Origin of the sequence: Streptomyces sp. NPDC001678 (assembly GCF_042892945.1) — a bacterium.
Taxonomy (GTDB): Bacteria; Actinomycetota; Actinomycetes; order Streptomycetales; family Streptomycetaceae; genus Streptomyces.
Map to the genome: position 1 here is coordinate 328,498 of NZ_JBIAUP010000003.1, position 25,583 is coordinate 354,080.

Sequence of the window (25,583 nt, forward strand, 5' to 3'; positions counted from 1 at the left end):
GGCCCCCTACGGCTTCACTGCTGAGCGCTGCTGCACTGCGGGACCAACTTCTGCTCTTCCTCGCTGAGGGTGGGGCCCGGGGTGGGGGCCGGGGTGGCCTGGGCGGCGTGGGAGCGGGCCTCGCCGGATTCCTTGTCCTTGGCGGTGCCGCTCGTGGCCCCGCCCGTGCGGTCGCTGTTCTGCTTCTCGCTCTCGCGCTGCTGCTGCTCGGCCTTGTGCCGCTCGGCTTCCTTCTTGCAGGCGCCGGCGAGCGTGCCGAGCTCCTTGGCCTTCTGCACGGCCTGGTCCCGGCTGCCGACGGCGATCGTGTCCACGACACGACTGCGCTGGTCGACCGGCAGGTACTTGAGTTCGATCTCGGGGTGGTCCTTGTACAGCTTGCTCAGGCTCACCCACGCCAGGTCCTGGTTGATGCCCTGGTAGACCGCCACGTGGTCGTTGTCCTTCGCGCCCACGTAGTACTGCGTCTGGGTCCACTGGTAGCCGCCGTACAGACCGCCGCCGACCACGCCCAGCGCCAGGGCGATGATCAGCGAGCGCTTGAGCCAGCGGCCCTTGCGCCGGGGCTTGACGAAGTCCTCGTCCGTGAACGGGCCGAAGGCGCCGTCCGGCATACCGGACGCCCCCGCGTCGCCGCTACCGGGCGGGCCGAAGCCGCCGGGCGCCGTCTCCTGCGGGGGCACGGGCCGGCCCAGCTCGGCGGCGCGGCCGGCCGGGGTCTGCATGGCCCGCTTGTCGATGATGTGCAGCTGGTTCTCGGCGACCGCGCCGACGATCACCGGAGTGTCGTTGAACTCGGCGGTGAGGGTGTCCCCGCCGTCGACGTCGAGGACGTCGGCCACGATGCAGGTGATGTTGTCCGGGCCGCCGCCGCGCAGGGCGAGCTGGATCAGCTCCTGGATCGTCTCGTGCGGGCCCTGGTAGCTGGCGAGGGTCTCCTCCATCGTCTGGTGGCTGACGACACCGGAGAGACCGTCGGAGCAGATCAGATAGCGGTCGCCGGCCCGCACCTCGCGGATCGACAGGTCCGGCTCGACGTGGTCGCCACTGCCCAGCGCGCGCATCAGCAGGGAGCGCTGCGGGTGGGTGGTGGCCTCCTCCTCGGTGATCCGGCCCTCGTCGACCAGCCGCTGCACCCAGGTGTGGTCCTGGGTGATCTGCGTGAGCACACCGTCGCGGAGGAGGTACGCGCGGGAGTCGCCGACGTGGACGAGACCGAGCCGCTGACCGGTCCACAGCAGGGCCGTGAGCGTGGTGCCCATGCCCTCCAGCTGGGGGTCCTCCTCGACCATCACGCGCAGCTGGTCGTTGGCGCGCTGCACGGCGGTGCCGAGGGAGGTGAGGATGTCGGAGCCCGGGACGTCGTCGTCCAGCGTGACCAGCTGGGAGATCACCTCGGAGGAGGCGACCTCGCCGGCCGCCTGGCCGCCCATGCCGTCGGCGATGGCGAGCAGCCGGGGGCCGGCGTAACCGGAGTCCTCGTTGCCCTCCCGGATCATGCCCTTGTGCGATCCGGCGGCGAAGCGCAGTGACAGACTCATGCGCACCTCGCCCGTCGGCTCCGGGTACAGCCCCTTCCCAGCCACGCTGCCCACCCTCCGGTCGTCATGGTCCTACTACTTCCGCAGCTCGATGACGGTCTTGCCGATGCGGATCGGCGCGCCGAGCGGAATCGGGGTCGGGGTGGTCAGCCGGGTCCGGTCGAGGTAGGTGCCGTTGGTCGACCCGAGGTCCTCGACGATCCACTGGCCGTCGCGGTCGGGGTAGATCCGGGCGTGCCGGCTGGAGGCGTAGTCGTCGTCCAGCACGATCGTCGAGTCGTGGGCGCGGCCGAGGGAGATGGTCTGGCCCTGGAGGGCCACCGTGGTGCCGGTCAGGCTGCCTTCGGAGACCACCAGCTTGGTGGGCGCGCCACGACGGCCGCGGTCGGCGCGGCGGCCGCCGGGCTGCTGCTGGCGCTGCTGCGGCGGCGCGGCCGGGGCCTGCGCGCGCTGCGGGCGGGCCTCCCCGCCGCGGCGGGAGCCGCGCTGGGTCACGCGGGTGCCGAACAGATCGCTGCGGATGACCTGGACGGCCACGATGACGAACAGCCACAGTACGGCGAGGAAACCCAACCGCATGACCGTGAGGGTCAGCTCTGACATTGCCCCCGCTTCACCCTTCGGCTTGCCGATAAACGATGGTGGTACTGCCCACGACGATCCGTGAGCCGTCGCGGAGCGTAGCGCGCGTGGTGTGCTGTCCGTCCACCACGATGCCGTTGGTCGACCCCAGGTCCTGGACCGTGGCGGGGGTGCCGACCCGGATTTCGCAGTGCCGGCGGGAGACGCCGGGGTCGTCGATGCGTACGTCCGCTTCGGTGCTGCGGCCCAGCACGAGCGTGGACCGCGAGATCTGATGACGGGTGCCGTTGATCTCGATCCAGCGGCGCGTCTGAGCCCCGGGCACCGCGCCGGGACCCGGTCCGCCGGTGCGCGGCAGGGGACGGACACCTGGCGGCGGCGACGCGGGCATGGGCGGCACGCCGGAGGGCTGCTGCGGATGACCGGCGCCCTGGGTGACACCGGACGGGCCGGGGCCGGGGCGCGCGGGCTGCTGCTGCCGGGCGTGCGGGTCCTGCGACTCGCTGGAGGCGAGGGTGCGGCTGCGCACCCGGTACAGACCGGTGTCGAGATCGTCGGCCTTCTCCAGGTGGACCTTGATGGTCCCCATGAAGGTGTACCGCTGCTGCTTGGCGTAGTCGCGGACCATGCCGGCCAGCTCGTCGCCGAGCTGGCCGGAGTAGGGGCTGAGGCGCTCGAAGTCCGGGGCGCTCAGCTCCACGATGAAGTCGTTGGGGACGACGGTGCGGTCACGGTTCCAGATGGTGGCGTTGTTGTCGCACTCCCGCTGGAGTGCTCCCGCGATCTCGACCGGCTGCACCTCGGACTTGAACACCTTGGCGAAGGTGCCGTTCACGAGACCCTCGAGTCGCTGCTCGAAGCGCTTCAGTACTCCCACGGGGCACCTCCTTCCCTCAGTGACGTCTCTGATGCTCAGTGTCGTTCCTGATACTGCTTACTGATCGTATCCACGCGTCGGGAAAACGGCTGGTTCCCCTTCGACGCCAGGAGTGACGAGTGTCGCCTCCACGCGGATCGTAGAGGTGCCCCGAAGCCAGTGTCCCGCAACCGGAGCCCTCCCCGGGCCCTCCCCCGGGCACGGGCCGGAGGCAATGGGTGTGAACGCACCGTCGAGGGCGTGCTAATGTTCTCGATGTCGGAAGGCGAACGGACAAGAACCGGGCGGAAACGCCGGGGGAACGGTCCGGAAAGCGGAAGACACACCCATGCGCGGGTGGCGGAATAGGCAGACGCGCTGGATTCAGGTTCCAGTGCCCGAAAGGGCGTGGGGGTTCAACTCCCCCCTCGCGCACAGACGAGACGGTCGGCATCGTGATCACGATGCCGACCGTCTTGCTATGTCCTCGTCCGGTGTGTGGGAGTGCTCACACATACCGGTCCGGCCGGAGCGGGTGTGCTCCGGCCGGACGATCAGACGATCGGACGGTCAGGCCGTCAGCTTCGCGACCGCCTCCGTCAGCGGCAGCTCCTCGCTCTCACCGCTGCGGCGGTCCTTGAGCTCCACCACTCCCTCGGCGGCCCGGCGGCCGACGATCAGGATCCTCGGGACGCCGATCAGCTCCGCGTCGGTGAACTTCACCCCCGGAGAGACCCCGGCCCGGTCGTCGACCAGCACCCGCAGGCCCGCCGCGCGCAGCCGCTCGGCGGCGTCCAGGGCGAGCTCGGTCTGCGCCGCCTTGCCGGCCGCGACCACATGGACGTCGGCCGGGGAGACCTCGGCGGGCCAGCACAGGCCCTTGGCGTCGGCGGTCTGCTCCGCCAGCGCCGCCACTGCCCGTGAGACGCCGATGCCGTACGAACCCATGGTCACCCGCACCGGCTTGCCCTGCGGGCCCAGCACGTCCAGCTGGAAGGTGTCGGCGTACTTGCGGCCGAGCTGGAAGATGTGCCCGATCTCGATCGCCCGGCCGAGCTTCAGGCCCGCGCCGCAGGACGGGCACGGGTCGCCCTCCTCGACCACGACGACGTCCAGATAGTCGTCGACCTCGAAGTCCCGGCCGCAGACGACGTCGCGCGCGTGGGTGTCCGGCTTGTTGGCGCCCGTCACCCAGGCGGTGCCGGGGGCGACGCGCGGGTCGGCGATGTAGCGGACCTTCTCGAGGCCCTGCGGGCCCACGTAGCCGCGCACCAGGTCCGGGCGGCCGGCGAAGTCCTCGGCGGTGACGAGCTCGACGACCGCCGGGGCCAGGTGCTCGCCCAGCTTGCCCAGGTCCACCTCGCGGTTCCCGGGCACGCCCACGGCCACGATCTCCCCGTCGACCTTGACCAGGAGGTTCTTCAGCGTCGCGGAGGCGGGGACAGCCAGCTGCCGGGCCAGGGACTCGATCGTCGGGGTGTCCGGGGTGTCCAGCTCCTCCATCGGGCCCACCGCGGAACCGTCCACCGGCCGGGCCCGGTCCGCCAGGTCCGCCAGGTCCGCCCGGTTCGCCAGGTCCGCCGGGAAGGTGACCGCCTCCGTGTTCGCCGCGTACCCGCACGCCGGGCAGTCGACGAAGGTGTCCTCACCGGCCGCGGCGGGGGCCAGGAACTCCTCCGAGGTCGAGCCGCCCATCGCCCCCGACACCGCCGACACGATCCGGTGGTCCAGCCCCAGACGGGCGAAGATCCGCTGGTAGGCGGCCCGGTGGAGGGCGTACGACTCGGCCAGGCCTTCGTCCGTGATGTCGAAGGAGTACGAGTCCTTCATCTGGAACTCCCGGCCGCGCAGCACCCCCGAGCGCGGCCTGGCCTCGTCCCGGTACTTCGTCTGGATCTGGTAGAGCATCACCGGCAGGTCCTTGTAGGACACGCACTGGTCCTTCACCGTCTGAGTGAAGATCTCCTCGTGCGTGGGGCCCAGGAGGTAGTCCGCGCCCTTGCGGTCCTTCAGCCGGAACAGCAGCTCGCCGTACTCCTCCCAGCGGCCGCTCGCCTCGTACGGCTCCTTGGGCAGCAGTGCCGGCAGCAGCACCTCCTGGGCGCCGATGGCGTCCATCTCCTCGCGCACGACGGCCGAGACGTTGTCCAGGACCTTCTTGCCCAGCGGCAGCCAGGTCCAGACGCCGGCCGCGTTGCGGCGCACATAACCGGCCCGCACCAGCAGCTTGTGGCTGAGCGTCTCGGCGTCGGCCGGATCGTCGCGCAGAGTCTTCACCATCAGCCGGGACATCCGCTGGACCTGGGACACGTTGACTCCTTGCGAGGGGGAGAGCGATGCGATGGGTGTGCAGGGTATCCAGCGCGTCCCTCCATCCAGAAGCGGATTTCGTCGGGGAAGACCTGATATGTGTGGCAGGCCAATGGGCTTGTGGACAAGGTGATTTGCCGCGTGGCCGCCCTGCCGGACACGGCCGCCGGCGGGGCGGTACGGTCGGGGAAGATCGACACCAACGGGCGGTTCACGCCGATGGGGGAGGTGGCACCGCGATGACGCGACTGCCGTACGTACCGGGATTCGCCCAGCCGACGGCCGCAGAGCCGGCCGGGACCGCGCGCGAGGCCGCGCGCGAGGCCGCGCGCGAGGCCGCGCGCGGCGCCGTGCCCGGGCCCGGCAAGGCCGGCAAGGCCGCGAAGGTGGCGGGCAAGGCCCTGCGCGACGCGGTGCCCCGCGCCGCGCACGCCCGGTGGCGGCCAGCCGCGGGGCGCCCCGGCGCGGTCGAGAGCGTCGAGGAGGCCAACGCCGGGCGGCTGCCCGAGCTCGTCCCGATCCGCGTGGGCCGCATGGTGGCCTCCCCCTTCGCCTTCCTGCGCGGCTCGGCCGGGCTGATGGGGTACGACCTGATGGGCACGGCCGTCACGGGCGTGGGCGCCCAGCTGTGCGGCGACGCGCACGCCGCGAACTTCGGCCTCTACGGCGACGCGCGGGGCGAAATCGTCATCGACCTCAACGACTTCGACGAGACCCTCCACGGGCCGTGGGAGTGGGACGTGAAGCGCCTCGCCGCCTCCCTGGTGCTGGCCGGGCGCGAGGCGGGGGCCGACGAGGACACCTGCCGCACGGCGGCACGCGACGCCGCCGGCGCCTACCGCCACACGATGCGGCTGCTGGCCCGGATGCCCGCGTCCGAGGCCTGGAACGCCATCGCCGACGAGGAACTCGTCTCCCACGCCGACGCCCACCAGCTGATGGGCACGCTGGAGCGGGTCGGGGCGAAGGCCCGGCGGAACACCAGCGCCCGCTTCGCCGCCAGGTCGACGGAGGAGGACGGGCTGGGCGGCCGCCGGTTCGTGGACGCGCCGCCCGTGCTGCGCCGGGTGCCGGACCGGGAGGCGGCCGCCGTCGCGGCCTCCCTCGGCCCGTACCTGAGCACGCTGCCGGAGGAGCTGCTGCCGCTGCTGGCCCGGTACACGATCCAGGATGTGGCGTTCCGGATAGTGGGCACCGGGAGCGTGGGCCTGCGGTCGTACGTGGTGCTGCTGCACGACCACCGGGGCGAGCCGCTGGTGCTCCAGGTGAAGGAGGCCCGGTCGTCGGTGCTGCTGCCCTACGCGGAGAAGACGGGCTTCGAGGCGCCGCTCGCCGGGCACGAGGGGCGGCGCGTGGTGCTGGGACAGAAGTCGATGCAGGTCGTCAGCGATGTGCTGCTGGGGTGGACGACGGTCGAGGGGCGCCCGTACCAGGTGCGGCAGTTCCGCAACCGCAAGGGCAGCGTGGACCCGGCGGCGCTGGCCCCCGGCGAGCTCGACGACTACGGGCGGATGACGGGCGCCCTGCTGGCGCGGGCGCACGCGCACAGCGCCGACCCGCTGCTGATCGCCGCCTACTGCGGCAAGGGCGAGGAGCTGGACGAGGCGATCGCCGCCTTCGCCGTCGCGTACGCGGACCGCATGGAAGCCGACCACGCGGAGCTGGCGGCGGCCGTCCGCACCGGGCGGGTGGCGGCGGAGACGGGGGTCTGACGGGCACGGGGCGCGGTGGGGGCGGGGCGCTGGTGCCGGTGGCGGTGGGCCTCCGCGCCGGTGGGGTGCTGGTGGGGGCGGGTTTCCGTGCCGGTGGGCCGCTGGTGGGGGCGGGTTTCCGTGCCGGTGGGGCGCTGGTGGGGGCGGGTTTCCGTGCCGGTGGGGCGGTCCGGGCCGGAACCCGGGGTCCGGGCCGGAGGCCACCTCGTACCCTGGGCGGGTGATGAACCCGGAAGCTGAGACGGCCGACGAGCCGCGTGCGGAGGAACCCGGTACCGAGCGGCTCGCCCAGGCCGTGCGGTCGGCCGAACAGGCCTTGATCGAGTTCGAGATAGCGGTGGAGACCTTCCGGGTCGAGGTGGAGAACTTCTCCCGCCTGCACCACCAGCGCCTCGGCCCGATGTACGCCCGGCTCGACGAGCTCGACGCGCTGATCGCGGAGGCCGTCGCGGCCCGCTCGGGCGACGCCGAGGACGTCCGGCGGGCCCGGGAGGCCAGGGCGCTGGTGCAGCCCATGCCGGGGGTCGACGACCTGCTGGGCGGCTGGATCGACGACTCCGGGATGTCCCCGGAGGCCGCGGCCATGCTCAACGAGCAGCGGGTACGCCCGCCGGCCCGGGTGCGGCCCAGCGACGCGGCCCGGCGCGCCTACCGCGAGCTGGTCCGCAAGGCCCACCCGGACCTGGCCCCGGACGAGGCGGACCGGCTGCGCCGCGAGGCCTTCATCGTGCGGGTGAACGCCGCCTACGCCGACGGCGACGAGGCGCTGCTCCGGGAGCTCGCCGAGGAGTGGGCCGCCGGTCCCGTGCCGGCGCAGCGGCGCGCCAGCCCCAGCGAAGAGCTGTACGAGCGGCTGGAGTGGCTGGCGCAGCGGAAGGACATGCTGTCGGCGGTGGCCGCCGAACTGGAGGCCTCAGCGATCGGCGCGATGCTGCGGATGGCGCCGGACGACCCGGACGGGCTGCTCGTGGAGATCGCCGACGGGCTGCTGGCGCAGATCGCGGAAAGGGAGGCCCATCTGGCCTCGCTGGCCGGATAGCCGGTCGGGTAGCGTCGGGGACATGGTTTTTGGTTCCGGAGTGCCCACGGTCGGCGTCGACGCCCTGTCCGCCGACGATTTCCTGGTGGACGTGCGTGAGGACGACGAGTGGCAGGCGGGGCACGCCGAGGGCGCGCTGCACCTTCCGATGAGCGAGTTCGTGGCGCGCTTCGGTGAGCTGACGGAGAAGGCCCCCGAGGGCGGCCGGATCCATGTCATCTGCCGGTCCGGGGGCCGTTCCGCGCAGGTCACGGCCTATCTGGTGCAGCAGGACCTCGACGCGGTGAACGTCGCGGGCGGGATGCAGGCGTGGGAGGCCGTCGGCCGTCCGGTCGTGGACGCCGTCGGCGCTCCGGGCGTTGTGATCTAGCCCTTCTTCAGCCCGTTCCTCGGCCTGTTCCTCAGCTCAGGGGGTGGGCGGCCAGCAGGTCGCCCAGGGCCTCCTCGTGGGCGGCCGCCGGGCCGAGGGAGAGCTCCAGCTGCTTGGCCCAGGCGTGATAGCGGTGCAGGGCGTACTCGGTGTCCGCGCCGAAGCCGCCGTGCAGATGCTGGGCGGTCTGGACGACGCGGCGTACGCCCTCGGAGGCCCAGACCTTGGCGACGGCGATGTCGGCGCCGGCGGGCAGGGCGTCCGTGAGCAGGGCGTCCGTGTTCGTCGTGGGCGTCTCGACGCGCCAGGCCGCTTGGAGGAGCGTGGCCTCCATCGCCCTCAAGTCGATATAGCGATCCGCGCACTGGACCGCCACGGCCTGGAACGTGGCGAGGGGGAAGCCGAACTGCTCCCGCTTGCTCGTGTAGTCGCCGGTCATCCGGGCGGCCGCCTCGCCGACGCCGAGCGCCAGGGCGCAGGTGCCGACGGTGAGCAGCTCGCGCAGCCGTGCCCAGGCGCCGTCCGCCGTGATCGTCTCGTCCTGCCCGGCGCGCACCGTGTCCAGGGTCACCCGGGCGTAGCGCTCGCCGTTGGTGGAGACCTGGTCGTCCAGGGTGACCCCGGGCCGGCCGGGCGGGACCAGGGCGAGGACCGTGCGGCCGTCCCCGGTGTGGGCGGGCAGCAGGATCCGGTCGGCGGTGGGTGCCCAGGGCACGGCGGTCTGCTGCCCGTCGAGGATCCAGTGGCCGTCGCTGTCCTGCCGGGCGGTGACGGCGCGTTCGGGGGCGTCATGCCCGGTGCGCCCGTGGGCGGCGGCCGTGACGACGAGCTCGCCCCGGCCGATGGCGTCCAGCAGCGGGCCCGTCGCGGCGCCGCCGTACGCGCCCAGGACGAAGGCGGCGGCGCTGGTCTCCAGCAGGGGGACGCGGGCCAGGACCCGGCCCGCCTCGCGGAGCACCAGGCACAGGGCGATCGGCCCGAGCCCCGCACCGCCGCGCTCCTGGGGCAGGAGCAGGCTCAGCAGGTCCGCGTCGGCGAGGCGGCGCCACAGCGGGCGGTCGAAGTCCTCGGCGACCGCTCCCGCCACCAGGGCCGGGCTGGGCACCCCGTCGACGCTCACCCCGCCGAAGACGGCCCGGGCCGCCTCGGCCGCCGCCTGCTGCTCCTCGGTGAAGGTGAAGTCCATGGCCGCCCCTTCCTCGTACGGACATCCGAGCGGATGAGTTCGGATGAGTGAGGATCTGACGATCTGTCAAAGTAAGGCAGGGGCGGGGAATTGGGAATGTGGTCAGCGGTCGAAGTCCAGTTCCACTTTCTCCGTGGTGGCGTGGGACTGGCAGGCCAGCACGTATCCCGCGTCCAACTCCTCCTGTTCCAGCGCGAAGTTACGGTCCATCCGCACCTCGCCCGACACCAGGAACGCGCGGCAGGTGCCGCAGACGCCGCCCTTGCAGGCGTAGGGCGCGTCGGCACGGTTGCGCAGAACCGTCTCCAGCAGCGTTTCCCCGTCACGCACGGGCCAACTGCCGCTGCGGCCGTCCAGCTTGGCGGTCACCTTGCTGTGGGCGGGGGCCGTCGCCGTGCCCGCCGACGGGGCCGTGGCACCCGTCGGGGTCTCCTCCACATGGAAGATCTCCTCGTGGATCCGCTCACGCGGGACACCCAGGGCGCGCAGCGCCCGCTCCGCGCCCTCCACCAGCCCATGGGGGCCGCACAGGAACCAGCCGTCGACCGTCCCGACCTGCAGCAGCGCGGGCAGCAGCCCGGTCAGCCGCTCCTCGTCCAGCCGGCCGGAGGCGGGCCCGGCCTGCTGCTCCTCGCGGGAGAGGGTCTGTACGAGCTGGAGCCGGTCGGGGTAGCGGTCCTTGAGGTCGGCGACCTCGTCGAGGAACATCGTCGAGGCGGTGGTGCGGTCGCTGCGTATCAGGCAGAACCGGGCCTCCGGCTCGCTCGCCAGCAGGGTCGAGACGATGCTGAGGACGGGCGTGATCCCGCTGCCGCCGACGATCGCGGCGAAGCGGCCGGGCCGGGGCCGCAGCACGAACCGTCCGGCCGGGGCCATCACCTCCACGGTGTCCCCCGCGGCCAGTTCCTTGAGGGCGTACGTCGAGAACGCCCCGCCATCCACCAGCCGTACCGCGACCCGTAGCGTCTCGGGCCCCTCGGGGCCGGGGGCCCGGCCGCAGATGGAGTAGGTGCGGCGTATCTCCGTGCCGTCCACGGTCCGGCGGAGGGCGAGGTGCTGGCCGGGCGCGTGCCGGAAGCCGGCGCGCAGGGCGGGCGGGACCGCGAGGGTGACGGCGACCGAGTCGTCGGTGAGGGGCTCGACGGCCGTCACTCGCAGCGGGTGGAAGGCGCCATGGCGGGCCGCTGCCATCACAACTCCTTGAAGTGGTCGAACGGTTCGCGGCATGCCTCGCAGCGGCGCAGCGCCTTGCAGGCGGTGGAGGAGAACCGGCTCAGCAGCGTGGTGTCGGTGGATCCGCAGTGCGGGCACCGAATGGCCAGACCGACCATGACGGGGCCTCTGGCCCCCGTCGGCCCCGGTGGCGCGATGCCGAACTCCTCCAGTTTGCGGCGGCCTTCGGCCGTGATGTCGTCGGTGGACCAGGGCGGGGAGAGGACGGTGCGGACGGTGACCTCGGGCTGCCCCTGTTCATTGAGCACGCGTTCGATGTCGGCGGACATCGCCTCGACGGCGGGGCAGCCGGTGTAGGTGGGGGTGAGCTCCACCTCGACCCTGCCGGGGCCGGTAACGCGCAGGCCGCGCAGGACGCCCAGCTCGGCCAGGGTGAGCACGGGCAGCTCGGGATCGGGGACGGACCCGGCCAGGGCCAGGAGCTCCTCTTCGAGGCGGGAGGCGGGGGCTCCCGCGGACGCGCTCACCATGTCGCCCCCGGGTGGCTGCGGTGCAGATGCTGCATCTCCGCGAGCATCCGCCCGAACGGCTCGGTGTGGATGCCCTGCCGGCCCGCGCCGGCCGTCCACCCGCCGGCCTGGGGGCCTTCGGGCAGGGTCAGCGTGGCGCGCCGGAGGACGCCGGTCACGGAGGTCAGCCAGCCATCGCGGAGAGCGGCGGGATCGACGGGCAGTCCTTCCACGGGCTCGAAGAGCTCGCCCGTGAACCGCCACAGGGCGTCGAGGGCGCGCTGCATCCGGGAGTGGCTCTCCGCCGTGCCGTCGCCGAGCCGCAGGGTCCAGTGCTCGGCGTGGTCCCGGTGGTAGGCGACTTCCTTGACGGCCTTCGCCGCGACCGGCGCGAAGGCCGATTCCCCGTCGCCGGCCAGCCGTTCGTACAGCAGGTGCTGGTAGGTGGAGAAGTAGAGCTGGCGGGCGATGGTGTGGGCGAAGTCGCCGTTGGGCTGCTCGACGAGCTGGACGTTGCGGAAAGCGCGCTCCTCTCGGAGGTAGGCGAGCTCGTCCTCGTCGCCCACGAGGGAGAGCAGGACGCGGGCCTGGCCGAGCAGGTCGAGCGCGATATTGGCGAGGGCGACCTCCTCCTCCAGCACGGGGGCGTGCCCGGCCCACTCGCCCAGCCGGTGGGAGAGCACCAGGGCGTCGTCGCCGAGGGAGAGGGCGGCGGCCGCGGGGGCCTTTACGGGGGCGGTCACAGGTGCTTCACCCCCGCCGGGATGTCGTAGAAGGTCGGGTGGCGGTAGGGCTTGTCGGCGGCGGGCTCGAAGAAGGGGTCCTTCTCGTCCGGCGAGGAGGCGGTGACGGCCGTGGACGGCACCACCCAGATGGAGACGCCTTCGGAGCGCCGGGTGTAGAGGTCACGGGCGTTGCGCAGGGCCATCTCGGCGTCCGGGGCGTGGAGGCTGCCGGCGTGGGTGTGGGACAGGCCCCGCCTGCTGCGCACGAACACTTCCCACAGGGGCCAGTCGGTGCCGGTCATGCTGTCGCCTCTCCGTGTTCGGCCGCGTGCTTGGTGGCGTACGCGGCGGCTGCCTCGCGGACCCAGGCGCCCTCCTCATGGGCTCTGCGGCGCTGGGTGATCCGCTGTTCGTTGCACGGGCCGTTGCCGCGGAGGACCTCGTGGAACTCGTCCCAGTCGATGGCGCCGAAGTCGTGGTGGCCGCGCTCCTCGTTCCACCGGAGGTCCGGGTCGGGGAGGGTGAGGCCCAGGGACTCGGCCTGGGGGACGCAGATGTCCACGAAGCGCTGGCGCAGCTCGTCGTTGGAGTGCCGCTTGATCTTCCAGGCCATGGACTGCGCGGAGTGCGCGGACTCGTCGTCGGGCGGGCCGAACATCATCAGGGACGGCCACCACCAGCGGTCCACCGCGTCCTGCGCCATCGCGTGCTGGGCCTCGGTGCCCCGGCTGAGGGCGAGCAGCAGCTCGTAGCCCTGGCGCTGGTGGAAGGACTCCTCCTTGCAGATGCGGACCATGGCCCGGGCGTAGGGGCCGTAGGAGCAGCGGCAGAGGGGGACCTGGTTGGTGATGGCCGCGCCGTCCACGAGCCAGCCGATGGCGCCGACGTCCGCCCAGGTCAGGGTGGGGTAGTTGAAGATCGAGGAGTAGCGCTGGCGGCCGGCGTGGAGCTTGTCGAGCAGCTCGTCGCGGCCGGTGCCGAGGGTCTCGGCGGCGCTGTAGAGATAGAGGCCGTGGCCCGCCTCGTCCTGCACCTTGGCCATGAGGATCGCCTTGCGGCGCAGCGAGGGCGCGCGGGTGATCCAGTTGGCCTCGGGCTGCATGCCGATGATCTCGGAGTGCGCGTGCTGGGCGATCTGCCGGACGAGCGTGGCGCGATAGGCGTCGGGCATCCAGTCGCGTGGCTCGATGCGCTCGTCGGCGGCCACGGCGGTTTCGAACACCGCCTCCAGCGCTTCCGTCTCCGGCGCCGTCGTGGTCATGCCGTGCCCCCTCGCCTTGATGACTCTCCCTACCGACCGATCGTTCGGTTCAATGGTGGGGCGAGCCCCAGACCCTGTCAAGCCTGTGGATAACCCGTGGGCGCTGGGCCTCGTGGGGCCGCGTCGGTACGGTTCGGGTGCACGCCGGGGCACTCGGGCGCCCGGCGGCGCGCCATGGGCGCATGGACCGGCGGACACGGAATCGGGGCGGATCGATGGAGACGGACGAGGCGCGCGAGCGGGCCGGCGGCGCCGCCGGCCCGGAGGGTCTGTCCCTGCCGTCACGCGTCGTCGTCGCCGTGGGCGCCGCGGTGGTGACGCTGGCGGTCGCGGTGCACCTGACGATGATGTTCCTGCACGTGGCGCCGCCGAACACGGTCAGCAAACAGCACGCGGCGGAGATAGACGACTACGTCTACCCGGAGTTCGAGCAGAACTGGAAGTTCTTCGCCCCCAATCCGCTCCAGCAGAACGTCGCCGTCCAGGCGCGCGCCGAGCTGACCGGCCCGGACGGCCGGACCACCGTCACCCCCTGGACCGACCTGTCGGCCCGCGACGGCGCCGACATACTCCACAACCCCGTCCCCAGCCACACCCGGCAGAACGAGCTCCGCCGCGCCTGGGACTTCTACGCGGGCACCCACGACGCCCAGGAGCGCTCCAGTGGCCTGCGCGGCCGCCTCGCCGAGCAGTACGTCCGCCGCATCGCCGTCTCCCGGCTGGGCGCGGTCCAGGGCGGCCGCCCGGTCGAACGCGTCCAGGTGCGGTCCGTGTCCACCTCCATCGCGCCACCGCCCTGGAGCGACGAGAAGGCCGACACCAAACCGGTGTACCGGGTGCTGGGCTGGTGGCCGGTGACCACCGCCGATCTCGCGGAGGCGAGGAACCGATGACCACCTCACTGGCGCGCGCTCTCGCCCGCGTCACCGGCGCCTCCCTGGGCCCCTATCAGACGGCCCTCCTGCGGATCGGCCTCTCCTTCACCTGGCTGTGCTACCTGCTCCGCGAATGGCCCAACCGCCATGAGCTCTACGGGCCTAACGCCCCCTGGAGCTGGGGGATGGCCCGCGAACTCACCGGCGACAACCACGCCTTCACCGCGCTGATGTGGTCCGACAGCCCCGTGTGGTTCGAGACCGTCTACGCGCTGGCCATCGTCTTCAGCGCCCTGCTGATGCTCGGGTGGCGCACCCGGACCATGTCGGTCCTCTCCATGCTCGGTGTGCTGTCGCTGCAGAACCGCAGCGTGTTCATCGGGGACGGCGGCGACAACGTCGTCCATCTGATGGCGCTCTACATGGTCCTGACCCGCTGCGGGCAGGTCTGGTCCCTCGACGCCCGGCGCGCGGCACGCCAGGCGCGGGAGGGTGCCGACGCCGGCTCGAAGGACGTGCCGGGTGTCGTGCTGTGGGCGGTGTGCGGGATCGGGCTCGTCCTCGCGCAGTTCCTGGGCGACGACCGCATGTCCTGGACCGGGGAGGGGCCATTGCCCGGCCTCTCCTGGCCCGTCGCCCTGTGGGGGCTGTGGGCCGTCCAGGGACTGTGGTGGGCCGTGCGGCGCCACGCCCCCGGGGAGCCGCGCGCCGTGCTCGACTCGCTGGCCCATCTGGCGCACAACGGCGCCCTGTTGGTGATCATGGCGGAGGTCTGTCTGATCTATGCCACGGCCGGCTGGTACAAGGTCCAGGGAACGCGCTGGCAGGACGGCACCGCGCTGTTCTACCCGATGCACATCGACTACTTCTCGCCCTGGCCCTGGCTCTCCCACGCCCTCGCCGCCAGCAGCATCGTCGTCCTGCTGCTCAGCTACGGCACGGTGGCCGTCCAGGTCGCGTTCCCCTTCACCCTGCTCAACCGGCGGGTGAAGAACGTGCTGCTGGCGCTGATGATGGCCGAGCACCTCGGCATCGCCGTGCTGCTGGGCCTGCCCTTCTTCTCCCTCGCGATGATCGTCGCGGACGCGGTGTTCCTGCCGACGTCCTTCCTGCGCCGGCTGGAGGGCGCCCGGCGCCTGCTGCCCCCGGCCCGCAGACGGCCGGAGCCGGCGGGGTCCTGCCCCGCGCCCCGGACCCCGGCCGAGGAGGAGGCCGGCAGACCGGCGGACGGCCCGGCCGCCGTGCCGGAGGCCGGCCGGCGGACCGTAGGCTGAGGCCCATGACCCAGGACGAACCCGGCACCGCCGCGCTGCGGCGGTGGGCCGCCGACGCGCCCGGCGCCGTGCTGCTCGACGGCTTCCACGCGCTCAAGCACGCCCTGCGCTTCGGGGCGCCCGTGGGGCCCGCCCTGACCAGCGACAAGGCCTCCGTCCTGGCGCTCTCCGCCGACCTGGCCGACGATCTGACGGACACCCTCGACGACCTCCTGGTGGAAGTGCCCGCGGCGACGCTGAAGGAACTCGTGCCCCGGATCCACCCCACGGGCGTGGCCGCCCTGGCCACGCGGCGGGACCGCCGCGACAACCTCGACACGCTGGCCCGGCGCCCCCGGCAGGCGCCCGTCGTCGTCCTGGACAACCCGCGCAACCTCGGCAACGTCGGGGCGGTGGTCCGGCTGGCGGCCGGCTTCGGGGCGACCGGCGTGGTCACCACCGGGGACATCGACCCCTGGCACCCCAACGCCGTGCGCTCGGGGGCCGGGCTGCACTACGCGACGGCGGTGGAGCGGCTGCCCGCCGACGATCTGCCCCCGGGGCCGCTGTACGTCCTGGACCCGGAGGGGGACGACATCCGGGGCGTCCCCCTGCCCGACGACGCGCTGCTGGTGTTCGGGTCGGAGCGGCACGGGGTCTCGGCGGAGCTGCGGGGCAGGGCGGACCGCTTGGTCGCCCTGCCGATGCGGCCGCAGGTGTCCAGCTACAACCTGGCCACGAGCGTGGCGATGGCGCTGTTCCACTGGGGCGGGGCCGGGGCGGCGCCCACGGCGGGCTGAGCCCCGGCCCCGGCCGGCTCAGGCCTGGCGGCGTACCTCCACCGTGCGGAAGCGGGTGGCGACGAAGGCGCTGTCGCACAGGACCGCGTTGGCCGAGGGGTTGCCGCCCGAGCCGTGGAAGTCGGAGAACGCGGCCGTCTGGTTGACGTACACCCCACCGGTGAGGTTGAGGGAGAGCTGGGCGCACTCCTCCAGGCAGGCCTCCTCGATCAGCCGCTCGACATCGGCCGAGGTCGTGTACGCCCCGACCGTCATCGCGCCCTTCTCCCGCACCGTGCGGCGCAGCAGCTCCACCGCGTCGGCGATGGAGTCGACCGCCACCGCGAAGGACACCGGGCCGAAGCACTCCGAGAGATAGGCCGCCTCGGCGTCCGGCTTGGCGCCGTCGAGCTTGACGATGACCGGGGTGCGGACCGTGGCGCCGGGGAAGTCGGGGTTGGCCACGGAACGGGAGGCGAGAGCGACCTCGCCGAGCTGCGCGGCGGCGTCGATCCTGCCCTTGACCTGGTCGTTGACGATGGCGCCGAGCAGGGCGTTGGCCCGGGCGTCGTCGCCCAGGAGCCGCTCCACGGCCGTGGCGAGGTCGGCGACGAGCTCGTCGAAGGACTTGTGCCCGGCGTCCGTGGCGATGCCCTCGCGCGGGATGAGCAGGTTCTGCGGGGTGGTGCACATCTGGCCGCTGTAGAGGGACAGCGAGAAGGCCAGGTTGGAGAGCATGCCCTTGTAGTCGTCGGTGGAGTCGACGACGACGGTGTTGACGCCCGCCTTCTCCGTGAAGACCTGCGCCTGGCGGGCGTTGGCCTCCAGCCAGTCGCCGAAGGCGGTGGAGCCCGTGTAGTCGATGATGCGGATCTCCGGCCGGACGGCCAGGGACTTGGCGATGCCCTCGCCGTCCCGCTCGGCGGCCAGCGCGACCAGATCGGGGGAGAAACCGGCCTCGGCCAGCACCTCACGGGCGACACGCACGGTCAGGGCGAGCGGCAGCACCGCGCGCGGGTGGGGCTTGACCAGGACGGCGTTGCCGGTGGCCAGCGAGGCGAACAGGCCCGGGTAGCCGTTCCACGTGGGGAAGGTGTTGCAGCCGATGAGCAGGGAGACGCCGCGCGGCACGGCGGTGAACTGCTTGTTCAGCTTCAGGGGATCGCGCTTGCCCTGCGGCTTGACCCACTCGGCGGTCTCCGGGGCCGCGCCCGTCTGCTCGGCGTAGGCGTAGGCGACGGCCTCCAGGCCGCGGTCCTGTGCGTGCGGCCCGCCGGCCTGGAAGGCCATCATGAACGCCTGGCCGCTGGTGTGCATGACCGCGTGCGCGAACTCGTGGGTCCGGGCGTTGATCCGGGCCAGGATCTCCAGACAGACCGCCGCCCGCGCCCCTGGGCCCGCCTCCCGCCACGCGGGCATCGCCGCGCGCAGCGTGGGCAGGAGGACGTCGACATCGGCGTGCGGATACTCGATGCCCAGCTCGAAGCCGTACGGCGAGACCTCCGAGCCCGTCCAGCCGTCGGTGCCGGGCTGGTCCAGCTCGAAGCGCTTGCCGCGCTGGGCGTCGAAGGCGGCCTGGCCCTCTGCGGCGCCCAGGCTGCCGGGCGCGCCCTCGGGCCCGTAGGCCTTCGGGTGCTCGGGGTGCGGGGACCAGTACGCGCGCGAACGGATGGCGTCCAGGGCCTGGTCAAGAGTGGGGCGGTGCTTCTCGATCAGCTGGGCGGTGGTGAGTCCGGCGGTCACGTCAGACCAACTCCTCGTCGAGCGGGGCTCCGATACGGGGGATCAGAAGCGCCCCCGGTGGATACAGTAACCGAACGATCGGTCGGGGCAAGGGGGCCCGGCGAACCTGTGGACAACTCATCGGGGAGGATCACTGTCATGACCGCAATCGACCCGGCCCGAGCCGTCGCCGTCGTCGGCACCGGCACCATGGGCCAGGGCATCGCCCAGGTCGCCCTGGTCGCGGGCCACCCCGTACGGCTGTACGACGCGGTGCCCGGCCAGGCGGAGGAGGCGGCCCGGGCGATCGCCGCCCGGCTCGGCCGCCTGGTGGACAAGGGCAGGCTCGACGCGGCCGGCCGGGACGCGGCTCTCGCCCGTCTGCGGCCCGTCGCGCGGCTCGCCGAACTCGCCGACTCCGCGCTCGTCATCGAAGCGATTGTGGAGCGGCTGGACGCCAAACAGAAGCTCTTCCAGGAGCTGGAATCAGCCGTCGCGGACGACTGCCTGCTCGCCACCAACACCTCCTCCCTGCCGGTGACCGCCGTCGCCGGGGCCCTGCGCCGGCCCGGCCGCTTCGTCGGCCTGCACTTCTTCAACCCCGCCCCGGTGCTCCCCCTCGTCGAGGTCGTACGCGGCCACGCCACCGACGACGCGGCCGCCGAGCGGGCCCGGGCCACCGTCGCCGCGTGGGGCAAGACCCCCGTGGCCTGCGCCGACACCCCGGGCTTCATCGTGAACCGCCTCGCCCGGCCCTTCTACGCCGAGGCCTTCCGCGTGTACGAGGAGCGGGGCGCCGACCCCGCCACCATCGACGCGGTGCTCCGGGAGAGCGGCGGCTTCGCGATGGGCCCCTTCGAGCTGACCGACCTCATCGGCCAGGACGTGAACGACGCCGTCACCCGTTCGGTCCACGAGGCGTTCTTCCGCGACCCGAAGTTCACGCCGTCGCTGGCCCAGGGACGGCTCGTGCAGGCCGGGCTGCTGGGCAGGAAGACCGGCGCGGGATGGTTCCCGTACGCCGACGGCGCCGAGAGGCCCGAGCCGAGCACGGCGGAGCCCCGCGAGGCGCCCGCGGAGATCGGGTGGCACGGCCAGGTGCCGCCCGTCTGCGCGCCGCTGCGCGCCATGATCGAGGAGGCGGGCGTCAAGGTCGTGCGGGACCGAGCGCCGCACGAGCCCGAGTGGTACATCGCGCTGCCCGGCGGCACGCGGCTCACGCTCACCAAGGGTGAGGCCGCCACTCCGCAGAGCGGTGGGACGACCATCCACTTCGACCTCGCGCTCGACTACCGCTCCTGCACCCGGGTCGCCCTCGCCCCGTCCCGGAAGGCGCCGGAGGCCGACGTGCGCGCCGCCGTCGGCCTGTTCCAGGCGCTCGGCAAGAAGGTCAGCGTCATCGACGACGTCCCGGGCCTGATCGTCGCCCGCACGGTGGCCATGCTCGTCGACTTCGCCGAGGACGCCGCCGCCCGGGGCGTCGCGAGCCGCGAGGACATCGACACGGCCATGCGGCTGGGCGTGAACTATCCGCGCGGGCCCCTGGAGTGGGGCCGCGAGCTCGGTCTGGAACGGGTCCGGAACATCCTGTGGGGGCTGGACCGGGAGTACCCCGGCGGCCGCTACCACCCGTCCTTGTCCCTCCGCCGCCGTGCGGCCGTCGAAGAGAGCCTGCTGTAATCATGACCATGGCCAAGCGCGACACCTACACGCCCGAATCGCTGCTCGCGGTCGCCGTCAAGGTGTTCAACGAGCGGGGCTACGACGGCACCTCCATGGAGCACCTCTCCAAGGCGGCCGGGATCTCCAAGTCCTCGATCTACCACCACGTCAAGGGCAAGGAAGAGCTGCTGCGGCTCGCCATAAGCCGCGCGCTGGACGGCCTCTTCGCGGTGCTGGACGAGCCGGGCGCCACCGGCGGTCGGGCGGTCGAGCGGCTGGAGTACGTCACCCGGCGGACCGTCGAGGTGCTGATCGCGGAGCTGCCCTACGTGACACTGCTGCTGCGCGTGCGGGGCAACACGGACACCGAGCGCTGGGCGATGGAGCGGCGGCGCGAATTCGACCACCGCGTCGCCGGGCTGCTGAAGGAGGCCGCCGCCGACGGCGACCTCCGGCAGGACGTGGAGGTCCGGCTGGCGACCCGGCTGCTCTTCGGAATGATCAACTCGGTCGTGGAGTGGTACCGGCCGGACCGGGGCGGGGCCGCCACGAGCGACGAGGTGGCCGACGCGGTGGTCCACACGGCCTTCGCGGGCCTGCGCACCTACCGCTGACGCCCCCGGTCGGACACCGCCCGCCGCCGGCGGCCGCACCGCGCCCCCGGGCGCCCTAGCGGCCGTCGTCGAGCGGGCGGTCCTCCTTGAGGTCCGTCTCCTCGAAGACCAGCAGCGTCCGCGTGCTCAGGACCTCTTCGATCGCCTGGATACGGCTCAGGACGAGCTCGCGCAGGGCGCGGTTGTCCTTGGTGTGGACGAGCAGCAGGACGTCGAAGTCCCCGCTCACCAGGGCGATGTGGGCGGCGCCCGGCAGCTCCCGGAGCTTTTCGCGGACCGTGCGCCAGGAATTCTGGACGATCTTCAACGTGATGTAGGCCGAGGCGCCGTGCCCGGCCCGCTCCTGGTCGATCCGGGCGCCGAACCCCTTGATCACACCGTCGTCGATGAGCCGGTTGATCCGCGCGTAGGCGTTGGCCCGCGAGACGTGCACCCGCTCGGCCACGGACCGTATCGAGGCCCGGCCGTCCGTCTGGAGCATGCGCAGGATCGAGCGGTCTATGTCGTCGAGGGGTCGGGCGGGCGGTCTGCCGCCCGAAGTGGCCATCTGTTCGTCCGGCATACCGCCATGCCTCCCCTTCATGGACGTCCTGCCCATATCTCAGGTTGTGGAGAACCGTTTGTCCACAGGCTCGGGTCGCCTGTAGCCAAAAAGTGCCGACGACCGAACAATCGGTAGGGAGAGCGCAGGACGCTTTCCGGTCAAGCTCGTCCCAAGAGGAGGTGCTCGCCATGACGGTTCTGGAGCAGCCCGGCTCGTACCGGCCCATCCCGCCCCCGGCCTGGCAACCCCGTACCGACCCCGCGCCGCTGCTGCCCGACGCGGAGCCGTTCCGGGTGCTCGGCACCCCGGCCGCAGGCGGGTGCGACCCGGCACTCCTGCTGCGGCTGTACGGACAGCTCGTACGCGGCCGCCGCTACAACACGCAGGCCACCGCGCTGACGCGGCAGGGCCGGCTCGCCGTCTACCCCTCCTCCACGGGCCAGGAGGCCTGCCAGGTCGCCGCGGCCCTGGTCCTGGAGCCGCGCGACTGGCTCTTCCCCAGCTATCGCGACACCCTCGCCGCCGTCGCCCGCGGCATGGACCCCGTGCAGGCCCTGACCCTGCTCCGCGGCGACTGGCACACCGGCTACGACCCGCACGAATACCGCGTAGCCCCGCTGAGCACCCCGCTGGCCACCCAGCTGCCGCACGCGGTCGGCCTCGCGCACGCCGCCCGCCTCAAGGGCGACGACGTCGTGGCCCTCGCCATGGTCGGCGACGGCGGCACCAGCGAGGGCGACTTCCACGAGGCGCTGAACTTCGCGGCCGTCTGGCGGGCCCCCGTCGTCTTCCTCGTGCAGAACAACGGCTTCGCCATCTCCGTCCCCCTCGCCAAGCAGACCGCCGCCCCCTCCCTGGCGCACAAGGCCGTCGGCTACGGCATGCCCGGCCGGCTCGTCGACGGCAACGACGCGGCGGCCCTCCACCAGGTCCTGACCGAGGCGGTCCACCGGGCCAGGACCGGCGGCGGCCCCACCCTGATCGAAGCCGTCACCTACCGCATCGACGCCCACACCAACGCCGACGACGCCACCCGCTACCGCAGCGACGCCGAGGTCGAGGCCTGGCGCGCCCACGACCCCATCGCCCTGCTGGAGCGCGAACTGCGCGACCGCGAGCTGCTCGACGACGCCGCCATACGGGCCGAACAGGACGCCGCCGAACGCATGGCGGCCGATCTCCGCGAACGGATGCACCAGGACCCGGTGCTCGATCCGATGGAACTGTTCACGCATGTTTACGCCGAGCAGACTGCCCAACTGCGCGAGCAGGCAGCACAATTGCGTGCTGAGCTGACCGCCGCGGGAGAGCTCCCGGGCGCCCGCGCGGGCGGCCCCCAGGAAGGAAGCCAGCGATGACCACCGCGTCCGTCGAAACCGGCCGCAGGCCCGCCAGCATGGCGCAGGCGCTCGGCCGCGCGCTGCGCGACGCCATGGCCGAGGACCCGGCGGTCCACGTCCTCGGCGAGGACGTCGGCACCCTCGGCGGCGTCTTCAGGATCACCGACGGGCTGGCCAAGGAGTTCGGCGAGGACCGCTGCACGGACACCCCCCTGGCCGAGGCCGGCATCCTCGGGTCGGCCGTGGGCATGGCCATGTACGGACTGCGGCCCGTCGTGGAGATGCAGTTCGACGCCTTCGCCTACCCCGCCTTCGAGCAACTCGTCAGCCATGTCTCCCGGATGCGCAACCGCACGCGCGGAGCCATGCCCATGCCCATCACTGTCCGCGTCCCCTACGGCGGCGGCATCGGCGGGGTCGAGCACCACAGCGACTCCTCCGAGGCCTACTACCTGGCCACCCCCGGCCTCCACGTCGTCGCCCCGGCGACCGTCGCCGACGCCTACGGGCTGCTGCGCGCCGCCATCGCCTCCGACGACCCGGTGATCTTCCTGGAGCCCAAGCGGCTCTACTGGTCCAAGGCCGACTGGGACCCGGACCGACCCGACGACGTGCCGGGCATCGGCAAGGCGGTCGTCCGCAGACGAGGCACGTCCGCCACGCTCATCACCTACGGGCCGTCGCTGCCCGTCTGCCTGGAGGCCGCCGAGGCGGCCGTGGCGGAGGGCTGGGACCTGGAGGTCGTCGACCTCCGGTCGCTGGTCCCCTTCGACGAGGAGACCGTCTGCGCGTCCGTACGGCGGACCGGGCGCGCGGTGGTCGTCCACGAGTCGACCGGATTCGGCGGCCCGGGCGGGGAGCTGGCGGCCCGGATCACCGAGCGCTGTTTCCACCACCTGGAGGCACCGGTGCTGCGCGTCGCGGGCTTCGACATCCCGTACCCGCCGCCGATGCTGGAGAAGCACCATCTGCCGGGCGTGGACCGGGTCCTGGACGCGGTGGCGCGGCTGCAATGGGAATCGCAATGGACCCCTGACGAGGATGAGAGTGGTGCGCGCTGATGGCGGTGGTGCGCGAGTTCACGCTGCCCGACCTGGGCGAGGGCCTCACGGAGGCGCAGGTCGTCCGCTGGCTGGTGAAGATAGGCGACGTCGTCGCCGTCGACCAGCCCGTGGTCGAGGTCGAGACGGCCAAGGCGATGGTGGAGGTGCCCTGCCCCTACGGGGGCGTGGTCACCGCCCGCTTCGGTGAGGAAGGGGAGGAACTACCCGTCGGAGCACCGCTGCTGACCGTGGCGGTCGGGGAGACGGCGCCCACGGGCGGCGCGGACGCTGCTCCCTCGACGGACCGCGGCGAAGCCGCCGGGGCCAAGGCCAACGGTGAGGAGGGCTCGGGCAATGTGCTGGTCGGCTACGGCACCCAGGCCCCCGCGGCGCGCCGCCGCCGGGTCAGGCCCCAGGCCCGCGAGAGCGGACACCCGGCCGAACGGGCACCGGCGCCCACGGCCGTCGCGGTGATCTCCCCGCTCGTCCGGCGGCTCGCCCGCGAGCGCGGCGTGGACCTGACCCGGGTCCGGGGCACCGGCCCCGACGGGCTGATCCTGCGCGCCGACGTCGAGGAGGCGGCGCTCACCGCGCTCACCGCGCACGCCCCCCGCACGGCGCCGGTGGGCCAGGCGGCGCGGCACGCCGCCCGCCCCGAGGCGGCCCGGCCCGCCCGTCGCGCCTCCGGCGGGCGACGGGTGGCCGACGGCCTGCGCGTACCGCTGCGCGGCGTACGCGGCGTGGTCGCCGAGAAGCTCAGCCGCAGCCGCCGCGAGATACCCGACGCCACGTGCTGGGTGGACGCGGACGCCACCGAACTGCTGGCAGCGCGCCGGGCCATGAACGCCTCCGGCGGCGCCAAGGTGTCCCTGCTCGCCCTGCTGGCCCGGATCTGCACGGCGGCGCTCGCCAAATACCCCGAGCTCAACGCGACCGTGGACACCGAGGCCCAGGAGATCGTCCGGCTGCCGGACGTCCATCTGGGCTTCGCCGCCCAGACCGATCGCGGCCTGGTCGTGCCCGTGGTGCGCGACGCCAGCGCGCGCAACGCGGTCGAGCTGTCCGTCGAGATGGCCCGGCTCACCGAGGCCGCGCGGGCGGGCAAGATCAGCCCGGCCGAGCTGGCCGGCGGCACGTTCACCCTCAACAACTACGGGGTGTTCGGCGTCGACGGCTCCACGCCGATCATCAACCACCCCGAGGCGGCCATGCTGGGAGTCGGCCGCATAGCACCCAAGCCCTGGGTGCACGAGGGGGAGTTGGCCGTACGGCATGTGGTGCAGCTGTCCTTCACCTTCGATCACCGGGTGTGCGACGGCGGCACGGCGGGCGGCTTCCTGCGGTACGTGGCCGACTGCGTCGAGCAGCCGGCGGTGCTGCTGCGGACGGTCTGATCCGGACGGTCTGTTTCGGATGGTCTGATCCGGGCCGTCCGGGCCGAGGCGGTCGTGGCGGTGTCGCCATACTCGACGGGTGACGGTTTTCGACGCGGTAGTACTGGCCGGAGGCGCCGCCCGGCGGCTCGGAGGAGCGGACAAGCCCGCCGTGCGGGTCGGCGGCCGGGCGTTGCTCGACCGGGTGCTGGGCGCCTGCGCCGGGGCCGGGCGGACCGTGGTGGTCGGCCCCCGGCGGCCCACGGTCCGGCCCGTGACCTGGGCCCTTGAGGCCCCGCCCGGCGGCGGGCCCCTCGCGGGCCTGGCCGCCGGGCTGCGCGAGGTCCGCGCGGAGCGGGTGCTCCTGCTCTCGGCCGACCTGCCGTTCCTGGAGACGGGAGCGGTACGGGGGCTGGTCGCGGCGCTCGACGACGGCGGCACGGGTGCCGAAGGCGCGGTCCTCGTGGACGGGGACGGACGGGAGCAGCCGCTCGTCGCCGCCTACTGGGCGGAGGCGCTGCGACGGGAGCTCGGGCTGCTCGTCGCCGAACACGGCACGCTTGTCGGCCTCCCGCTGCGGATGCTCACGAGTGAGCTGTCGCTCACCCGGCTGCCCCACGCCGGCGCCTCCTTCGACTGCGACACCTGGGAGGACATCAGCGAGGCCCGCTCGCGCATCAGGGACGATAGGCATGTGCTGGATGAATGGATCTCCGCGGTCAAGGCCGAGCTGGGCATCGAACTCGACGTCGACAGGGCCGGTCTCCTGGACCTCGCGCGTGACGCCGCCCACGGCGTGGCCCGCCCCGCCGCGCCCCTGACGACCTTCCTCGTCGGATACGCCGCCGCGCTGCGGGGCGGTGGCCCGGAGGCCGTGGCCGAGGCGGCCCGGGTGGCGGGTGCGCTGGCCGAGCGGTGGGCGGCGGAAGCGGAAGCGGAAACGGACGGGAAGCCGTCGTGAGCGGGCGCGGGCGCGAGAACGGACGCGGGCGCGTGAGTGGCCGGGACGGCGAGGACGCGCTCGAGCGCGCCACGGAGGAGGCGCTGGCGCTGCTCGCCGGGGAACGGCGGGATGCGCTGCGGGCGCCGCGGGCGCCGCAGGGCGGCCGTGCGG

At 73.0% G+C, this 25,583-nt stretch carries 24 protein-coding genes and 1 tRNA gene; 13 read left to right on the top strand and 12 right to left on the bottom strand.

Features of this window, described 5'->3' with window-relative positions:
* Positions 1-14 precede the first annotated feature (14 nt).
* From ACFYZR_RS08250 to ACFYZR_RS08260, 3 genes are all read right to left on the bottom strand, one after another.
* Positions 15-1,541: a PP2C family protein-serine/threonine phosphatase gene (locus ACFYZR_RS08250; protein WP_391907317.1), complete on the bottom strand. Its 1,527-nt coding sequence runs from the start codon at positions 1,539-1,541 to the stop codon at positions 15-17.
* Positions 1,542-1,616: 75 nt separating this feature from the next.
* Complete coding sequence (locus ACFYZR_RS08255; protein WP_391906776.1) at positions 1,617-2,144, bottom strand: FHA domain-containing protein; 528 nt, start codon at positions 2,142-2,144, stop codon at positions 1,617-1,619.
* Positions 2,145-2,154: 10 nt separating this feature from the next.
* Entirely contained in the window at positions 2,155-3,000 is an 846-nt protein-coding gene (locus tag ACFYZR_RS08260) for an FhaA domain-containing protein (protein ID WP_391906779.1), read from the bottom strand.
* A 330-nt stretch (positions 3,001-3,330) separates the two neighbouring features.
* On the opposite strand from ACFYZR_RS08260, the gene ACFYZR_RS08265 reads away from it, so the two are divergent.
* Positions 3,331-3,414, top strand: a tRNA-Leu gene (locus ACFYZR_RS08265).
* A 135-nt stretch (positions 3,415-3,549) separates the two neighbouring features.
* Here ACFYZR_RS08265 and ACFYZR_RS08270 read toward each other — a convergent pair.
* Positions 3,550-5,289 (bottom strand): proline--tRNA ligase, encoded by a 1,740-nt coding sequence (locus tag ACFYZR_RS08270; protein ID WP_391906782.1) that lies wholly within the window; start codon positions 5,287-5,289, stop codon positions 3,550-3,552.
* Between the two features lie 239 nt (positions 5,290-5,528).
* Between ACFYZR_RS08270 and ACFYZR_RS08275 the strand changes: the two genes are divergently transcribed.
* The 3 genes from ACFYZR_RS08275 (at position 5,529) to ACFYZR_RS08285 (ending at position 8,410) form a co-directional block, all read left to right on the top strand.
* Complete coding sequence (locus ACFYZR_RS08275) at positions 5,529-7,001, top strand: DUF2252 domain-containing protein (RefSeq protein WP_391906784.1); 1,473 nt, start codon at positions 5,529-5,531, stop codon at positions 6,999-7,001.
* 223 nt (positions 7,002-7,224) lie between these two features.
* On the top strand, positions 7,225-8,040 hold the full coding sequence (locus ACFYZR_RS08280) for a J domain-containing protein (RefSeq protein WP_391906786.1): 816 nt from the start codon (positions 7,225-7,227) through the stop codon (positions 8,038-8,040).
* 22 nt (positions 8,041-8,062) lie between these two features.
* A complete protein-coding gene (locus tag ACFYZR_RS08285; protein ID WP_391906788.1) occupies positions 8,063-8,410 on the top strand; it encodes a rhodanese-like domain-containing protein in 348 nt (115 codons plus the stop codon).
* A gap of 31 nt (positions 8,411-8,441) precedes the next feature.
* Here the strand turns inward: ACFYZR_RS08285 and ACFYZR_RS08290 are convergent, their stop codons facing one another.
* From ACFYZR_RS08290 to paaA, 6 genes are all read right to left on the bottom strand, one after another.
* Complete coding sequence (locus ACFYZR_RS08290; RefSeq protein WP_391906792.1) at positions 8,442-9,596, bottom strand: acyl-CoA dehydrogenase family protein; 1,155 nt, start codon at positions 9,594-9,596, stop codon at positions 8,442-8,444.
* A gap of 102 nt (positions 9,597-9,698) precedes the next feature.
* Positions 9,699-10,787 (bottom strand): 2Fe-2S iron-sulfur cluster-binding protein, encoded by a 1,089-nt coding sequence (locus tag ACFYZR_RS08295; RefSeq protein WP_391906794.1) that lies wholly within the window; start codon positions 10,785-10,787, stop codon positions 9,699-9,701.
* Positions 10,787-11,299, bottom strand: a complete 513-nt coding sequence (gene paaD, locus ACFYZR_RS08300) for a 1,2-phenylacetyl-CoA epoxidase subunit PaaD (protein WP_391906797.1) — start codon at positions 11,297-11,299, stop codon at positions 10,787-10,789. The genes ACFYZR_RS08295 and paaD overlap by 1 nt, the downstream gene beginning before the upstream one ends.
* Entirely contained in the window at positions 11,293-12,021 is a 729-nt protein-coding gene (gene paaC, locus ACFYZR_RS08305; protein ID WP_391906799.1) for a 1,2-phenylacetyl-CoA epoxidase subunit PaaC, read from the bottom strand. Before paaC ends, paaD begins: the two co-directional genes overlap by 7 nt.
* Positions 12,018-12,305: a 1,2-phenylacetyl-CoA epoxidase subunit PaaB gene (paaB, locus tag ACFYZR_RS08310; RefSeq protein ID WP_391906801.1), complete on the bottom strand. Its 288-nt coding sequence runs from the start codon at positions 12,303-12,305 to the stop codon at positions 12,018-12,020. The genes paaC and paaB overlap by 4 nt, the downstream gene beginning before the upstream one ends.
* A complete protein-coding gene (gene paaA, locus ACFYZR_RS08315; RefSeq protein WP_391906804.1) occupies positions 12,302-13,264 on the bottom strand; it encodes a 1,2-phenylacetyl-CoA epoxidase subunit PaaA in 963 nt (320 codons plus the stop codon). Before paaA ends, paaB begins: the two co-directional genes overlap by 4 nt.
* Positions 13,265-13,479: 215 nt before the next feature.
* Here paaA and ACFYZR_RS08320 point away from each other — a divergent pair, with 215 nt between their 5' ends.
* Genes ACFYZR_RS08320 through ACFYZR_RS08330 form a run of 3 tightly spaced genes read left to right on the top strand, consistent with a single transcriptional unit; the run spans position 13,480 to position 16,192 of the window.
* The gene (locus tag ACFYZR_RS08320; protein WP_391906806.1) at positions 13,480-14,157 is read left to right on the top strand and encodes a DUF5819 family protein; all 678 of its coding nucleotides are present in this window, start codon (positions 13,480-13,482) and stop codon (positions 14,155-14,157) included.
* On the top strand, positions 14,154-15,413 hold the full coding sequence (locus ACFYZR_RS08325) for an HTTM domain-containing protein (protein ID WP_391906809.1): 1,260 nt from the start codon (positions 14,154-14,156) through the stop codon (positions 15,411-15,413). Before ACFYZR_RS08320 ends, ACFYZR_RS08325 begins: the two co-directional genes overlap by 4 nt.
* Before the next feature lie 5 nt (positions 15,414-15,418).
* Positions 15,419-16,192 (top strand): TrmH family RNA methyltransferase, encoded by a 774-nt coding sequence (locus ACFYZR_RS08330; RefSeq protein WP_391906812.1) that lies wholly within the window; start codon positions 15,419-15,421, stop codon positions 16,190-16,192.
* 18 nt (positions 16,193-16,210) lie between these two features.
* On the opposite strand, the gene paaN is transcribed toward ACFYZR_RS08330, so the two are convergent.
* Positions 16,211-17,914 carry a phenylacetic acid degradation protein PaaN gene (gene paaN, locus ACFYZR_RS08335; RefSeq protein WP_391906815.1) on the bottom strand — a complete coding sequence of 568 codons (1,704 nt, stop codon included), beginning with the start codon at positions 17,912-17,914 and terminating at the stop codon, positions 16,211-16,213.
* A 138-nt stretch (positions 17,915-18,052) separates the two neighbouring features.
* Here paaN and ACFYZR_RS08340 point away from each other — a divergent pair, with 138 nt between their 5' ends.
* Both ACFYZR_RS08340 and ACFYZR_RS08345 read left to right on the top strand, forming a co-directional pair.
* Positions 18,053-19,573, top strand: coding sequence for a 3-hydroxyacyl-CoA dehydrogenase (locus ACFYZR_RS08340; RefSeq protein WP_391906817.1), 1,521 nt, complete (start codon positions 18,053-18,055; stop codon positions 19,571-19,573).
* Between the two features lie 2 nt (positions 19,574-19,575).
* Positions 19,576-20,169, top strand: coding sequence for a TetR/AcrR family transcriptional regulator (locus ACFYZR_RS08345; protein ID WP_391906820.1), 594 nt, complete (start codon positions 19,576-19,578; stop codon positions 20,167-20,169).
* A gap of 55 nt (positions 20,170-20,224) precedes the next feature.
* Here ACFYZR_RS08345 and ACFYZR_RS08350 read toward each other — a convergent pair whose 3' ends face one another.
* Positions 20,225-20,731, bottom strand: a complete 507-nt coding sequence (locus ACFYZR_RS08350) for an Lrp/AsnC family transcriptional regulator (RefSeq protein ID WP_229348933.1) — start codon at positions 20,729-20,731, stop codon at positions 20,225-20,227.
* Positions 20,732-20,901: 170 nt separating this feature from the next.
* On the opposite strand from ACFYZR_RS08350, the gene pdhA reads away from it, so the two are divergent.
* The 4 genes from pdhA to ACFYZR_RS08370 all read left to right on the top strand — a co-directional run bounded on the left by pdhA (position 20,902) and on the right by ACFYZR_RS08370 (position 25,430).
* Positions 20,902-22,071, top strand: a complete 1,170-nt coding sequence (pdhA, locus tag ACFYZR_RS08355) for a pyruvate dehydrogenase (acetyl-transferring) E1 component subunit alpha (RefSeq protein ID WP_391906824.1) — start codon at positions 20,902-20,904, stop codon at positions 22,069-22,071.
* On the top strand, positions 22,068-23,114 hold the full coding sequence (locus tag ACFYZR_RS08360; protein ID WP_391906827.1) for an alpha-ketoacid dehydrogenase subunit beta: 1,047 nt from the start codon (positions 22,068-22,070) through the stop codon (positions 23,112-23,114). The genes pdhA and ACFYZR_RS08360 overlap by 4 nt, the downstream gene beginning before the upstream one ends.
* Positions 23,114-24,490, top strand: a complete 1,377-nt coding sequence (locus ACFYZR_RS08365; protein WP_391906830.1) for a dihydrolipoamide acetyltransferase family protein — start codon at positions 23,114-23,116, stop codon at positions 24,488-24,490. Before ACFYZR_RS08360 ends, ACFYZR_RS08365 begins: the two co-directional genes overlap by 1 nt.
* A gap of 79 nt (positions 24,491-24,569) precedes the next feature.
* Positions 24,570-25,430, top strand: coding sequence for an NTP transferase domain-containing protein (locus ACFYZR_RS08370; RefSeq protein ID WP_391906833.1), 861 nt, complete (start codon positions 24,570-24,572; stop codon positions 25,428-25,430).
* The last annotated feature ends 153 nt before the right edge of the window (positions 25,431-25,583 follow it).

Coding starts and splice junctions, on each gene's coding strand:
- ACFYZR_RS08250 (WP_391907317.1), bottom strand. CDS start 1,541: ATGAGTCTGTCACTGCGCTTCGCCGCCGGATCGCACAAGGGCATGATC.
- ACFYZR_RS08255 (WP_391906776.1), bottom strand. CDS start 2,144: ATGTCAGAGCTGACCCTCACGGTCATGCGGTTGGGTTTCCTCGCCGTA.
- ACFYZR_RS08275 (WP_391906784.1), top strand. CDS start 5,529: ATGACGCGACTGCCGTACGTACCGGGATTCGCCCAGCCGACGGCCGCA.
- ACFYZR_RS08280 (WP_391906786.1), top strand. CDS start 7,225: ATGAACCCGGAAGCTGAGACGGCCGACGAGCCGCGTGCGGAGGAACCC.
- ACFYZR_RS08285 (WP_391906788.1), top strand. CDS start 8,063: ATGGTTTTTGGTTCCGGAGTGCCCACGGTCGGCGTCGACGCCCTGTCC.
- ACFYZR_RS08290 (WP_391906792.1), bottom strand. CDS start 9,596: ATGGACTTCACCTTCACCGAGGAGCAGCAGGCGGCGGCCGAGGCGGCC.
- ACFYZR_RS08295 (WP_391906794.1), bottom strand. CDS start 10,787: ATGGCAGCGGCCCGCCATGGCGCCTTCCACCCGCTGCGAGTGACGGCC.
- paaD (WP_391906797.1), bottom strand. CDS start 11,299: ATGGTGAGCGCGTCCGCGGGAGCCCCCGCCTCCCGCCTCGAAGAGGAG.
- paaB (WP_391906801.1), bottom strand. CDS start 12,305: ATGACCGGCACCGACTGGCCCCTGTGGGAAGTGTTCGTGCGCAGCAGG.
- paaA (WP_391906804.1), bottom strand. CDS start 13,264: ATGACCACGACGGCGCCGGAGACGGAAGCGCTGGAGGCGGTGTTCGAA.
- ACFYZR_RS08320 (WP_391906806.1), top strand. CDS start 13,480: ATGGAGACGGACGAGGCGCGCGAGCGGGCCGGCGGCGCCGCCGGCCCG.
- ACFYZR_RS08325 (WP_391906809.1), top strand. CDS start 14,154: ATGACCACCTCACTGGCGCGCGCTCTCGCCCGCGTCACCGGCGCCTCC.
- ACFYZR_RS08330 (WP_391906812.1), top strand. CDS start 15,419: ATGACCCAGGACGAACCCGGCACCGCCGCGCTGCGGCGGTGGGCCGCC.
- ACFYZR_RS08340 (WP_391906817.1), top strand. CDS start 18,053: ATGACCGCAATCGACCCGGCCCGAGCCGTCGCCGTCGTCGGCACCGGC.
- ACFYZR_RS08345 (WP_391906820.1), top strand. CDS start 19,576: ATGACCATGGCCAAGCGCGACACCTACACGCCCGAATCGCTGCTCGCG.
- ACFYZR_RS08350 (WP_229348933.1), bottom strand. CDS start 20,731: ATGCCGGACGAACAGATGGCCACTTCGGGCGGCAGACCGCCCGCCCGA.
- pdhA (WP_391906824.1), top strand. CDS start 20,902: ATGACGGTTCTGGAGCAGCCCGGCTCGTACCGGCCCATCCCGCCCCCG.
- ACFYZR_RS08360 (WP_391906827.1), top strand. CDS start 22,068: ATGACCACCGCGTCCGTCGAAACCGGCCGCAGGCCCGCCAGCATGGCG.
- ACFYZR_RS08365 (WP_391906830.1), top strand. CDS start 23,114: ATGGCGGTGGTGCGCGAGTTCACGCTGCCCGACCTGGGCGAGGGCCTC.